Genomic DNA, 12,992 nt, shown 5'->3' with positions numbered 1-12,992 from the left:
GCGGGAGCTGTGAATTGATGCGCCAATAATGGCGATATCCCACGTATGCTACTGTTTCTCGTAGCGCTGTTCAGGCCTTGTTTGGATTGGATATCCCCTTGTGCAATACAGTTTTTTCGGTCTCATTGGTTTTGACGAGGGAGGTCATCAATGGATTATCAAACGGTGAACGCTGACGCATTTGGCCGATCACTAAAGGGGATCGGCCTGAACTTGCTCGTTCGTGACGTGCAAGCCGAATGCGCCTTTCTCGCCGATGTGTTCGGAATGCGCAGCTATCAAGTTACAGCGGATTTTGCGATCGTGACATATGGTGAGCAAGTGTTTCAATTGCACAGCGACGGCACCTATCACGCCAATCCTTTGCTGAACCTATTGCCCGAAAACCCACCACGCGGGGCTGGGATGGAGATCCGCCTCTATGACAGCGACCCTGACGAGGCCGTGCAGAGGGCCGAGGCATCAGGCGCCACGGTTTTACAAGTCGCGATGGACAAACCGCATGGGTTGCGCGAAGCATATATTCTTTGCGCCGATGGTTACGCTTGGGTGCCAAGCAGACCCAAGGGTTAATTGACCTGTTTGCCAAACTGCGCAGCCTTTTGGCCTTGCGTCCTGCGGACGGCGAGGCTCACACGGGAGGAGATGTTCGGCCAGGAACATTGACGACGGGCGGGACTACTTGTGGATCAGGACGATACTTCAGCAGATATCTCGGACCGTAGCCAATCGGTGAAAACGATGGCACCGGGGTTCTCTTCAGCTTGCGGCGAGAGCAGCAGATAATAGGCTTCGGGCATCACTGCGCGGTGCGTAAAGGGCGCAATCAATCGCCCCTCGTCGATCAATCTGCGCACGATCGTGTCATGGGCCAGACACAACCCTCCTCCGGCCATCGCAACCGACAGGCTGACCATGTAGGTTGTCGCATAGGTGATCGGAGGATTTGTCCATATTAGACCCTGATCTTCGGCCCAATTCGACCAATTCGACAGCAGGTTCGAGCAATCATAGAGTGGCTGGTTCTGCAGATTGTCCAACGTCACGGAATACCCTGGTGCACACACGGGATAGTAATGGTCGGTCCGTAACAGTTCCGTCCGAACCGTGTCCGCAGGGCGTAGGGAATAGCGGATCTCGACCGCGGCGCCTTCGGCCATTTCGCGGGGCTCCCAGAGCTCGGTGAAGATGTTCAGCTGAATATCCGGATGCAGCGCGCGAAACCGAGGCAGCTTTGGCGCCAACCAATTCACCGCAAAGGTGATGTTTGATTGTACCTGCACTGCGTTTGCCTGATCCCCCACCACGGCTTGGGTTCCCCGCACAAGGGTTCGAAACGCCTCACGCACAACCGGCAGATAGGTGATCCCGGTCTCCGTCAGCTCCAGCGCCCGAGGACGGCGATGAAACAGCGGCCGCCCCAGATGCCCTTCGAGCGATTTGATCTGCTGGCTCACCGCGCTTTGCGTCATGTTCAAATCGCGCGCAGCGCCGGTAAACGACAGGTGACGGGCCGCGGCCTCAAAAGTGCGGAGCCAGCCCAAAGGGGGAGGGGTTTCTGCATACGCATAACTCTGCCATTAGCAACACTAATGGGATAGCTTCGTTTTTTTCGTTGGTCAAATGCAAGTCCTGGATGCAGGTTCTTTCTCACCTAGGAACACCGCTTCGGCATCAGGGAGACTCGGCGATGAGCGTGACAAATCTACGACCTAACATGGATCACTGGTCCGAGCGGGTTGATATGGCGGCGGCCTTTCGCTGGACCGTCAAGCTGAACATGCACGAAGCTGTGGCAAACCACTTCAGCCTGGCCGTGAATGACGACGGCACGCAGTTCCTGATGAACCCGAACCAGATGCATTTCAGTCGTGTGAAGGCATCGAACCTGTTGCTGCTGGATGCAAATGATCCAAACACGATGGACTTGCCCGGCGCACCAGACCCGACCGCTTGGGGATTGCATGGCTCGATCCACCGTCACTGCCCGCATGCGCGCTGTGTGATGCATGTGCATTCGATCCACGCCACGGTTCTGGCCTCGTTGGCGGACAGCAATATCCCTCCGATCGACCAAAACACCGCCACCTTCTACAATCGCTACGTGATTGATGACGAGTTCGGCGGGCTGGCTTTTGAGAGCGAAGGTGAGCGCTGCGCCTCGATGCTGAACGACCCCAAGAAGAAAGTCATGATCATGGGCAACCATGGCGTGCTGGTTATCGGCAGCGACGCAGCAGATGCATTCAACCGGCTCTACTATTTCGAGCGGGCAGCCGAGACTTACATTCGTGCCCTGCAAACCGGCCAAAAGCTGCGCGTGTTGAGCGATGAGATCGCAGAGAAGACCGCGCAAGAGCTTGAGGATTACCCAAGCCAGGCCGAGGCGCACATGAGAGAGATGAAAGCGATCCTGGACGCAGAAGGGTCAGACTACGCGAGCTAAGCGGCACTAGCCGCCAAGCCAGAAAGGACATCCCATGTTGGATACCGCCAATCCCCGGGCGCGCACCCTCGCCGCCCGACACTATACGTCTGCTCAATCGCTAAGGGCCGAGCGCGAGTTGTTGCTGCGCAGCTGGCAGTTGGCCGGGCACGAAACGCAGCTGGTCGAGCCGGGCCAATTCATCACCCTGTCATTATTCGATCAGAACATCTTCCTTGTGCGGGATCGCGAGGGTGAGGTGCGGGCGTTCTACAACGTCTGTCCGCACCGGGGACATCAACTGGTTGACGGGAGCGGTAAGAAAGCGGTTCTGACTTGTCCATATCATGCCTGGACTTTTGGGTTGGATGGCAATCTGCGCGGGATGCCCAAGCGCGATGGAACTGACGCCCCGGGACGGTCCGAGGTCTGTTTATCCCAAGTTAGGGTCGAGATCTTTGGCGGGCTTTCTGTTTGTGAACCTGGACGATGATGCGCCCAGCCTGGCCGAGTTTGCGCCGGGGTTAGAGGCGCAGATGCTGGATCGCATACCGGAACTGCCCGACCTCGTGATCGAAGGTGACAGCGCATATGGCCACACTTACACCTGCAATTCCAACTGGAAGGTGATGCTGGATAACTATCTTGAATGTCACCACTGCGGCCCGGCGCATCATTCGTTTGATGATATGATGAACATCGCGGAAAACCGGTTCGAGCTGTTTCAGAACTATACCTATCAACACGCCCCAACCGCGCGCAAAGCCGAGAATGAGGCGTTCCGGCTGGATCTGGAACATGACGTCCTGGACGGTCAGTTCTGGTTCCTGTTCCCCAACACGATCTTTGGCCAATTCCCTGGTGCACGCGGCTTCTATGCCTCGCGATTTGATCCGGTAACGCCAGACTTGACCGAACGGCGCTCGATCTCGTTGACGACATCGGAGCCCACAGATCCGGACATGGCTGCACGGTCTGCCGAGCGGGCCGAATGGTCCACAAACATAGTGTCTGTCGAGGATCGCGAGCTGTGTGAAAACGTTCAGCGCGGCATGCATCAACGCGGGTTCAAGCAGGGCTGGTACGTCACTGATCCGGATGCGCACGACATCTCGGAACACGCGATGCGCTATTTCCACGATATCTATCTGGCAGCCATGAGCGAAGACCCATGAAGAACATCTATACCTACGGCGGCAAACCCGCACGCCGCAATCTGACCGTCGACTGTCTGCGCCGCAACAAGGCCGCTGGCGTCAAGATGACCCAGGTCTCGGCTATCTGCGAGGATGAGGCGCGCGCCTGCGAAGAGATGGGGATCGACATGATCACCATTTCCGATCTGGACTATGACGCAGTCCGCGCGGGGGCACCGCATACATTCATCACCTCAAGCCAGACCATGTGTCAGTATCTTGAATCGCAGGAATGCCTGACGGCAGCGTTGAAGGCAGCAGAAAAAGGCGCTGATGCGATATTTACCCCTCGCGGGATGGGCATCGTGGAACTCATCGCGAATGAGGGACTGGCGGTTCAGGGCCATGTAGGTCTGGTGCCACGAAAATCGACCCTGACTGGGGGATTGAAGACATTTGGCAAGACAGCCGAAGAGGCGATGAAACTTCTCGATTGGATGCGCCGATATGAAGATGCAGGCGCCGCGGCGGTTGAGGTCGAATGCGTCGCGGTCGAGGCGCTGCAGGCGATCAACCACAAAACCTCGCTATTGACCCATTCGATCGGCGCAGGTTCGGGCGGCGACATCATCTTTTCGTTTATGGAGGACATCTGCGGGGACGTCGAAAACCCGCCACGCCATGCCAAGGCCTGGGGCGATGTTCTGTCGATCCGCAACCAATTGGTGGCAGAACGGGACAAAGCGCTGACTGGGTTTCGGACGGATGTGCAATCGGGGGCCTTCCCGGATGCGGCTCACACAGTCGGAATGTTGCCGGGCGAAGAAGATAAGCTGCGCGAAGCGCTGGATAAATGGACGACCCTGCACCAATGAACGACGCCACCGATTACACTCGCGCATTTGCCGCCAAGCCGCAGCCACTGACTCTGGAACAGGCTGCGTGGAAAACGCCGCCCATGCAGCTGACTGATACCGAGGGCATGATCGACGTGCCCCGGATGCGGCGCTATCGCCAGAACCGGTTGCGCGAACAGATGAAGGCGCACGGGATGGCGGCGGTGATCCTAACTGAGCCGCTGTCGATCCGCTATGCCACGGGCGTGCGCAACTGCACGCTGTTTCAGATGCATATTCACGCGGGCTATCTGTTTCTGCCCACCGAAGGGCCGGTGATTTACTTTGACAGCGAGCCGGGGCGGGAAACTGGCGCGCAGCTGGAGACCATCGACGAGATCCGTGATGACCTGTTGCCGCTGTCCTACATGTTTGCGGGCTATCGCCATCAGGAATGGTGCACAAAGTGGGCCGCGCAGATGAAGGCGTTGGTGGATAAGCACTGTGGGGGTGAGACCCGCGTAGGCGTCGAACGCACCGCGCCCTTGCCGCATATGGCGTTGGAGCATGCCGGATTGATTCTGGTTGATGCCGGGGAGGCACTGGCCCACGCCCGCAAGATCAAAAGCCCAGAAGAAATCCTGTGCATGAACCAAACGATTGCGGTGGCCGAGGATGGCATGACCCGGATGCGCAATAATCTGGTCAACGGCATCACCGAGCAGGAGTTATGGGCGTACATGTGGGCCGCCAATATCGAAGGCGGTGGTGAATGGATCGACTATCGCCTGCTGGCCTCTGGCGAACGGACAAACCCCTGGCAGCAAGAGGCTAGCAGCCGCACCATCCGGGCGGGCGATCTGGTTGTGTTCGATTGCGGCATGGTTGGCCCGTGGAGCTATGGCGCCGATATCAGCCGCGCCTATCATTGCGGGCCGGGGCGTCCGACAGACGAGCAGTGCCGTCTGTATCAATATGCCCACAACGAGGTGATGCATAACGGCGCGATGCTGCGTCCCGGTATCTCGTTCAGCGAACTGATCGAGCAGCGCTATCGTCAGCCCGATGGATACAACGACCAGACCTATCCCTGCATGATGCATGGGCTTGGCATGGCCGACGAATACCCGGTGATCTACTACCCCGCGGATGAGCAGTTCCACTATGACGGCGAGCTTGAGCCCGGCATGGTTATCTGCGTCGAAAGCTATGTCGGCAAGCTAGGTGGGCACGAAGGCGTCAAGCTGGAAGACCAATATCTGATCACTGACACCGGTGCGGTCTGTTTATCGCGCTACCCGTTCGAAGACGCGCTTTTGTCGCGCGAAATCTGATGTTTTGGCCAAAGAGGAGATGCCAAAATGACCGATACGACACCGAGCCTGGACCAGATGTCCACCCCATCCTCGGGTGAGCAGATGCAGGATATGAGCCGCGAGTGGAACTATCACCCGGATCTGCCGCTCAAGGATCCGTCGATTTTCCAATGGCCACCCAACCCGGCCTATTTGGTGGGATGGCTTGCCCGCAATTGGCTGACCTTGAGTGAACGTGTGCTGATGACCATTGTGGCCGTGGCGCTGTGGTTTCTCTTCTACCCGTCGCTGGAGGTGGCGCAGAGCTTTGCTTTCGGCTGGATTGCGCAGGTCTATGTCATCAACTTCGTGATGATCTTTGCGGTGGCCGGTGGCCTGCACTGGTATTTTTACATTCGCAAAGGGCAGGGCAAAAAGCTCAAGTTTGAGCGGAGGGATCAGGGTAAGAACAACAAGCTCTGGGACTTTAGCGATCAGGTGAAGGACAACATGTTCTGGTCGCTTGGGTCGGGCGTATTTCAACTGACCGGCTTTCAGGTGGTCACCATGTGGTTGATGGCCAATGGCTATGCGCCCGTGATCACTTTTGCCGAAAACCCGGTGTGGTTCCTGGCTTGGCTGGTGATCATCCCGATGTGGTCAGCGTTTCACTTCTATTGGGTGCATCGCCTGTTGCATCAACCGTTCCTGTACAAACGCGTGCATTCACTGCACCACCGCAATGTGAACATCGGCCCATGGTCCGGTTTTTCGATGCACCCGCTCGAGCATTTTATCTACCTGACCACGCTCTGCATCCATTGGGTTGTGGCGTCGCACCCGATCCACCTGTGTTTTCACATCGTGTTTCAGGGTCCGGGTGCCGCCATGAGCCACGCTGGATACGAAGATCTGTTGATCAAGGACAAACGCAAGCTGACTTTGGGCACATTCTATCACCAACTGCACCACCGGTATTACGAATGCAATTATGGCAATCAGGAAATGCCATGGGACAGGTGGTTCGGGACCTTCCATGATGGCTCACCCGAGGCCACGGCTGAAACTCGTGCACGCAAGAAACGGATGTTCGGCTGATTGGTGGTTAAGGAAGCGGCGGACCGGGGCGTTCCGCTGCTTCTCATTATCAGCGCGCCAGTATTCTTCAAAGTACGAAGGACATGCGTCTAGTCCTGAGCGGCCGGGTGACTTCAAAGGGTTGTTGGTTCGACTGATTCACGAGGTAATTGGTGTGAGACTATTTGTGGGCCACAAGATGTTGAATGCGGTGTGCTGCGAGTCGCATTGATATCGGCCTGTGTCTCTCATGCTTTAGGTGGATTGGATCATTCTGGAGCGAAGGACTTCAAGGTAACCAATTGGAATTATTGACTTTTTCAACTTTCTTTTGATTTTTGTGATTTTTGTGATTTTTTGGGTTGCGGGTGTTTGGTGTTAGGACTAGAACCCCCTTCACCGGCGGCGCTGAGGCGCTACGGTGCGGACGGAACGGACTGGACGGAGAGTTCGGGATGGGAAGTTCGGAGAGAATTCGAGGTAGGATTGACGCGGTTTGCGCCAGGTAAGATTGGCGCTTCGTGTTGGTTTTTGTCTCTGGGGTTTAGGCTCCGACGCTGTTTGACAATAGAATACACTGAAGAGATATGTGGGCGGTTTGGTTCATTTCGATGGATCAACGTCTGTATATCAACGCTCTTAGGGTTTCGGCCCGATGATTGAGTGTCAGCTTCACTGTTTGTACGGCTTTCGCTACTTTGTAGCTGAAGCACACAAACAGAGAAAACTTATATTGGTTTCAGTAATGCCAATATGAGTGATGTGCAGAGGTTCGAACGTCAAGGATAAGCATGCAAGTGCTTTTCAACTTGAGAGTTTGATCCTGGCTCAGAACGAACGCTGGCGGCAGGCCTAACACATGCAAGTCGAGCGCGCCCTTCGGGGTGAGCGGCGGACGGGTTAGTAACGCGTGGGAATATACCCAAAGGTAGGGAATAGCCTCTGGAAACGGAGAGTAATACCCTATGTGCCCTTCGGGGGAAAGATTTATCGCCTTTGGATTAGCCCGCGTTAGATTAGATAGTTGGTGGGGTAATGGCCTACCAAGTCTACGATCTATAGCTGGTTTTAGAGGATGATCAGCAACACTGGGACTGAGACACGGCCCAGACTCCTACGGGAGGCAGCAGTGGGGAATCTTGGACAATGGGCGCAAGCCTGATCCAGCCATGCCGCGTGAGTGATGAAGGCCTTAGGGTCGTAAAGCTCTTTCGCCAGGGATGATAATGACAGTACCTGGTAAAGAAACCCCGGCTAACTCCGTGCCAGCAGCCGCGGTAATACGGAGGGGGTTAGCGTTGTTCGGAATTACTGGGCGTAAAGCGCGCGTAGGCGGATCAGAAAGTAAGGGGTGAAATCCCAGGGCTCAACCCTGGAACTGCCTCTTAAACTCCTGGTCTTGAGTTCGAGAGAGGTGAGTGGAATTCCGAGTGTAGAGGTGAAATTCGTAGATATTCGGAGGAACACCAGTGGCGAAGGCGGCTCACTGGCTCGATACTGACGCTGAGGTGCGAAAGTGTGGGGAGCAAACAGGATTAGATACCCTGGTAGTCCACACCGTAAACGATGAATGCCAGTCGTCAGCAAGCATGCTTGTTGGTGACACACCTAACGGATTAAGCATTCCGCCTGGGGAGTACGGTCGCAAGATTAAAACTCAAAGGAATTGACGGGGGCCCGCACAAGCGGTGGAGCATGTGGTTTAATTCGAAGCAACGCGCAGAACCTTACCAACCCTTGACATCCTAGGACAACTCCAGAGATGGAGCCTTCCTTCGGGACCTAGTGACAGGTGCTGCATGGCTGTCGTCAGCTCGTGTCGTGAGATGTTCGGTTAAGTCCGGCAACGAGCGCAACCCACATCCTTAGTTGCCAGCAGTTCGGCTGGGCACTCTAGGGAAACTGCCCGTGATAAGCGGGAGGAAGGTGTGGATGACGTCAAGTCCTCATGGCCCTTACGGGTTGGGCTACACACGTGCTACAATGGCAACTACAGTGGGTTAATCCCCAAAAGTTGTCTCAGTTCGGATTGGGGTCTGCAACTCGACCCCATGAAGTCGGAATCGCTAGTAATCGCGTAACAGCATGACGCGGTGAATACGTTCCCGGGCCTTGTACACACCGCCCGTCACACCATGGGAGTTGGGTTTACCCGAAGGCCGTGCGCCAACCTTTCGAGGGGGCAGCGGACCACGGTGAGCTCAGCGACTGGGGTGAAGTCGTAACAAGGTAGCCGTAGGGGAACCTGCGGCTGGATCACCTCCTTTCTAAGGATGTTTCTAGTCATCATAGAGTTCGCTCTTGATCGTGAAACACTTAGCAACGGTCAGTATACAAAACTGACCAAACATCAGGACCAGGCCGTCCTCATATCTCTTCAGTCACCGAGCCCTGAATGCAGGGTTCTTCAAGGGGCCTTAGCTCAGCTGGGAGAGCGCCTGATTTGCATTCAGGAGGTCAGGAGTTCGATCCTCCTAGGCTCCACCAGATATACGGCCCTGGATAACCACGAGGGGCTGAACGCCGATTTTGCAACGCAAAATCAGCTGGGTCGGTAGCTCAGGTGGTTAGAGCGCACGCCTGATAAGCGTGAGGTCGGAGGTTCAAGTCCTCCTCGACCCACCATATCCCTTCGATTTGATCGTTAAGCACCGTTTTTGGTTTTTAACCGTCCAATCGGACGTCGCTTCTTCGGAAGCATTGACATCGTTTAGAGAGAAATCAATCAACACTGTTTGATCGCGCCGAGTGTGGCGTGGATCTCAGTTCGGTTCCACTTCGGTGGAAGGCATTTGACACGAGTGTTTCCTCGCTCCGTCTTATGTATCCCGTCTGAAACGAACAGAGTTGTCCAAGTCAAGTACACTAACCCGAGTGTTCCGCACGGAACACTCAATGTCCGCTTCACCGACATGAAGCGGGCGGGAAAGTATGCTTTTGGTTCAGGAAGATAAGCTGCAGTTACTTACCAGCTACTGCGGTCGAAAGACGTCAGTTTTTCTCTTTCTGGATCAAATCAAGCGCGAGAAGGGCGTTTGGTGAATGCCTTGGCAGTAAGAGGCGATGAAAGACGTGATACTCTGCGATAAGCCATGGGGAGCTGAGAATAAGCTTTGATCCATGGATCTCTGAATGGGGGAACCCACCTGAAAGTTCATTATAATAGCTTCGGCTGTTTATAATGTTCTTAACCAGGTACTTAAGACCTGAATACATAGGGTTTTAAGAGCAAACCCGGGGAACTGAAACATCTAAGTACCCGGAGGAAAGGAAATCAATTGATACTCCCCTAGTAGCGGCGAGCGAACGGGGACCAGCCGAGCCGGATGAGTGACTAGAACATGTTGGGAAGCATGGCCATAGCGGGTGACAGCCCCGTATAGGAAGCTCTGATGGACGTATTAAGTAGGGCGGAACACGTGAAATTCTGTCTGAAGATCGGAGGACCACCTTCGAAGGCTAAGTACTCCTTACTGACCGATAGTGAACCAGTACCGTGAGGGAAAGGTGAAAAGCACCCCGACGAGGGGAGTGAAACAGTACCTGAAACCGAACGCCTACAATCAGTTGGAGGCCCCTTGAGGGCTGACAGCGTACCTTTTGTATAATGGGTCATCGACTTGGTCTCACGTGCAAGCTTAAGCCGTTAGGTGTAGGCGCAGCGAAAGCGAGTCTTAATAGGGCGTCGAGTTCGTGGGATCAGACCCGAAACCGAGTGATCTAGGCATGACCAGGCTGAAGGTAAGGTAACACTTACTGGAGGGCCGAACCCACACCTGTTGAAAAAGGTCGGGATGAGTTGTGCCTAGGGGTGAAAGGCCAATCAAACTCGGAGATAGCTGGTTCTCTGCGAAATCTATTTAGGTAGAGCGTCATCCGAATACCCCGGGGGTAGAGCACTGGATGGGTAATGGGGCCCCACAGGCTTACTGATCCTAACCAAACTCCGAATACCCGGGAGTACTAGATGGCAGACACACTGCGGATGCTAACGTCCGTAGTGGAGAGGGAAACAACCCTGACCTACAGCTAAGGCCCCCAATTCATGGCTAAGTGGGAAAGCAGGTGGGATGTCCAAAACAACCAGGAGGTTGGCTTAGAAGCAGCCATCCTTTAAAGATAGCGTAACAGCTCACTGGTCTAATTAAGACGTCCTGCGGCGAAGATGTAACGGGGCTCAAGCCATGAGCCGAAGCTTAGGATGCCGTAAGGCATGGTAGCAGAGCGTAGTGTGACATAGTTCCATGCGTCTTTAACCTTCTTCGGAAGGTGTTGGACGCAAGGAGCTTTCGATGAAGCCGACCTGTGAGGGATCCGGTGGAGAGATCACTAGTGAGAATGATGACATGAGTAGCGACAAAGAGTGTGAGAGACACTCTCGCCGAAAGTCCAAGGGTTCCTGCTTAAAGCTAATCTGAGCAGGGTAAGCCGACCCCTAAGGCGAGGCCGAAAGGCGTAGTCGATGGGAACCAGGTTAATATTCCTGGGCCAGGAAGAGGTGACGGATCTCGGAGGTAGTTCATCCTTATCGGATTGAATGGGCTGCTGAGAGGTCCCTGGAAATAGCCCTTCCATGAGATCGTACCCTAAACCGACACAGGTGGACTGGTAGAGAATACCAAGGCGCTTGAGAGAACGATGTTGAAGGAACTCGGCAAAATACCTCCGTAAGTTCGCGAGAAGGAGGCCCGGTTCCTAGGCAACTAGGGGCTGGGGGCACAAACCAGGGGGTGGCGACTGTTTATTAAAAACACAGGGCTCTGCGAAGTCGCAAGACGACGTATAGGGTCTGACGCCTGCCCGGTGCCTGAAGGTTAAAAGGAGGGGTGAGAGCTCTGAATTGAAGCCCAGGTAAACGGCGGCCGTAACTATAACGGTCCTAAGGTAGCGAAATTCCTTGTCGGGTAAGTTCCGACCTGCACGAATGGCGTAACGACTTCCCCGCTGTCTCCAACATCGACTCAGCGAAATTGAATTGCCTGTCAAGATGCAGGCTTCCCGCGGTTAGACGGAAAGACCCCGTGCACCTTTACTACAGCTTCACACTGGCATTAGGCCGAACATGTGCAGAATAGGTGGTAGGCTTTGAAACAGGGACGCCAGTTCCTGTGGAGCCTCCTTTGAGATACCACCCTTGTTCTGCTTGATGTCTAACCGCGGTCCGTTATCCGGATCCGGGACCCTGTGTGGCGGGTAGTTTGACTGGGGCGGTCGCCTCCTAAAGCGTAACGGAGGCGCGCGAAGGTTGGCTCAGAGCGGTCGGAAATCGCTCGTTGAGTGCAATGGCAGAAGCCAGCCTGACTGCAAGACTGACAAGTCGAGCAGAGTCGAAAGACGGCCATAGTGATCCGGTGGTCCCGAGTGGAAGGGCCATCGCTCAACGGATAAAAGGTACGCCGGGGATAACAGGCTGATACTGCCCAAGAGTCCATATCGACGGCAGTGTTTGGCACCTCGATGTCGGCTCATCTCATCCTGGGGCTGGAGCAGGTCCCAAGGGTACGGCTGTTCGCCGTTTAAAGAGGTACGTGAGCTGGGTTTAGAACGTCGTGAGACAGTTCGGTCCCTATCTGCCGTGGGTGTAGGATACTTGAGAGGAGTTGCCCCTAGTACGAGAGGACCGGGGTGAACGAACCACTGGTGGACCTGTTGTTGCGCCAGCAGCAGTGCAGGGTAGCTATGTTCGGACAGGATAACCGCTGAAGGCATCTAAGCGGGAAGCCCCCTCAAAACAAGGTATCCCTGAGGGCCGTGGTAGACCACCACGTCGATAGGCCGGAGATGTAAGCATGGTAACATGTTCAGTTGACCGGTACTAATTGCCCGATAGGCTTGATTTGATCCAGTAAAAGAAAAACTGGTTCCAATAAGCATACGAACCCTACAAAACACAAAATCATGGACAGCACGTGAGACTTTGAAAACAAAGTCCACGGTGTTGATTGATCTTCTTCGATGAACTGGAACAGCCAGCCTGACATAACTCAGGTGCGGCAACGGGCATTTGCTACGCAAATACCCTGCCTGCCGCCAAATCCATTCATCGAAGTTAAATGGATTTTTCTCGGTTTGGTGGTCATAGCGCAAGTGAAACACCCGGTCCCATCCCGAACCCGGAAGTTAAGCACTGCTGCGGCAATGGTACTGCGTCTCAAGGCGTGGGAGAGTAGCTCACCGCCAAACCTAGTAAAATCCAATTCTCTCAAAACGGTCAAATATACCC

At 54.9% G+C, this 12,992-nt stretch carries 8 protein-coding genes, 2 tRNA genes and 3 rRNA genes; 12 read left to right on the top strand and 1 reads right to left on the bottom strand.

Features of this window, described 5'->3' with window-relative positions; all coding sequences use genetic code 11:
- Window positions 1–150 precede the first annotated feature (150 nt).
- Window positions 151–573: a VOC family protein gene (locus tag ACZ1HE_RS00065; RefSeq protein WP_472619044.1), complete on the top strand. Its 423-nt coding sequence runs from the start codon at window positions 151–153 to the stop codon at window positions 571–573.
- Between the two features lie 116 nt (window positions 574–689).
- Here the strand turns inward: ACZ1HE_RS00065 and ACZ1HE_RS00060 are convergent, their stop codons facing one another.
- The gene (locus tag ACZ1HE_RS00060; RefSeq protein ID WP_472619043.1) at window positions 690–1,544 is read right to left on the bottom strand and encodes a LysR family transcriptional regulator; all 855 of its coding nucleotides are present in this window, start codon (window positions 1,542–1,544) and stop codon (window positions 690–692) included.
- 146 nt (window positions 1,545–1,690) lie between these two features.
- On the opposite strand from ACZ1HE_RS00060, the gene ACZ1HE_RS00055 reads away from it, so the two are divergent.
- The 11 genes from ACZ1HE_RS00055 to rrf all read left to right on the top strand — a co-directional run bounded on the left by ACZ1HE_RS00055 (window position 1,691) and on the right by rrf (window position 12,952).
- Window positions 1,691–2,446 carry a class II aldolase and adducin N-terminal domain-containing protein gene (locus ACZ1HE_RS00055; RefSeq protein WP_472619042.1) on the top strand — a complete coding sequence of 252 codons (756 nt, stop codon included), beginning with the start codon at window positions 1,691–1,693 and terminating at the stop codon, window positions 2,444–2,446.
- Window positions 2,447–2,480: 34 nt separating this feature from the next.
- On the top strand, window positions 2,481–2,918 hold the full coding sequence (locus ACZ1HE_RS00050) for an aromatic ring-hydroxylating oxygenase subunit alpha (protein ID WP_472619041.1): 438 nt from the start codon (window positions 2,481–2,483) through the stop codon (window positions 2,916–2,918).
- Window positions 2,884–3,600 (top strand): SRPBCC family protein, encoded by a 717-nt coding sequence (locus ACZ1HE_RS00045; protein WP_472619040.1) that lies wholly within the window; start codon window positions 2,884–2,886, stop codon window positions 3,598–3,600. Before ACZ1HE_RS00050 ends, ACZ1HE_RS00045 begins: the two co-directional genes overlap by 35 nt.
- On the top strand, window positions 3,597–4,436 hold the full coding sequence (locus tag ACZ1HE_RS00040) for a 3-methyl-2-oxobutanoate hydroxymethyltransferase (RefSeq protein WP_472619039.1): 840 nt from the start codon (window positions 3,597–3,599) through the stop codon (window positions 4,434–4,436). The genes ACZ1HE_RS00045 and ACZ1HE_RS00040 overlap by 4 nt, the downstream gene beginning before the upstream one ends.
- Complete coding sequence (locus ACZ1HE_RS00035; protein WP_472619038.1) at window positions 4,415–5,731, top strand: M24 family metallopeptidase; 1,317 nt, start codon at window positions 4,415–4,417, stop codon at window positions 5,729–5,731. Before ACZ1HE_RS00040 ends, ACZ1HE_RS00035 begins: the two co-directional genes overlap by 22 nt.
- Before the next feature lie 27 nt (window positions 5,732–5,758).
- Window positions 5,759–6,790: a sterol desaturase family protein gene (locus ACZ1HE_RS00030; RefSeq protein WP_472619037.1), complete on the top strand. Its 1,032-nt coding sequence runs from the start codon at window positions 5,759–5,761 to the stop codon at window positions 6,788–6,790.
- 784 nt (window positions 6,791–7,574) lie between these two features.
- Window positions 7,575–9,036: ribosomal RNA gene (locus ACZ1HE_RS00025) — 16S ribosomal RNA — on the top strand.
- Between the two features lie 144 nt (window positions 9,037–9,180).
- A tRNA-Ala gene (locus tag ACZ1HE_RS00020) sits at window positions 9,181–9,256 on the top strand.
- A 61-nt stretch (window positions 9,257–9,317) separates the two neighbouring features.
- Window positions 9,318–9,394 (top strand) — tRNA-Ile (locus ACZ1HE_RS00015).
- A gap of 389 nt (window positions 9,395–9,783) precedes the next feature.
- Window positions 9,784–12,609 (top strand): 23S ribosomal RNA (locus tag ACZ1HE_RS00010).
- A 228-nt stretch (window positions 12,610–12,837) separates the two neighbouring features.
- Window positions 12,838–12,952 (top strand): 5S ribosomal RNA (rrf, locus tag ACZ1HE_RS00005).
- Together the 16S, 23S and 5S rRNA genes with 2 tRNA genes alongside form the textbook arrangement of a ribosomal RNA operon.
- The last annotated feature ends 40 nt before the right edge of the window (window positions 12,953–12,992 follow it).

The sequence above is a fragment of the Falsiruegeria sp. JB4-1 genome (genome assembly GCF_055693495.1).
Note: the sequence above shows the minus strand (reverse complement) of the source record. Positions and strands in the feature narration are given on the sequence as shown.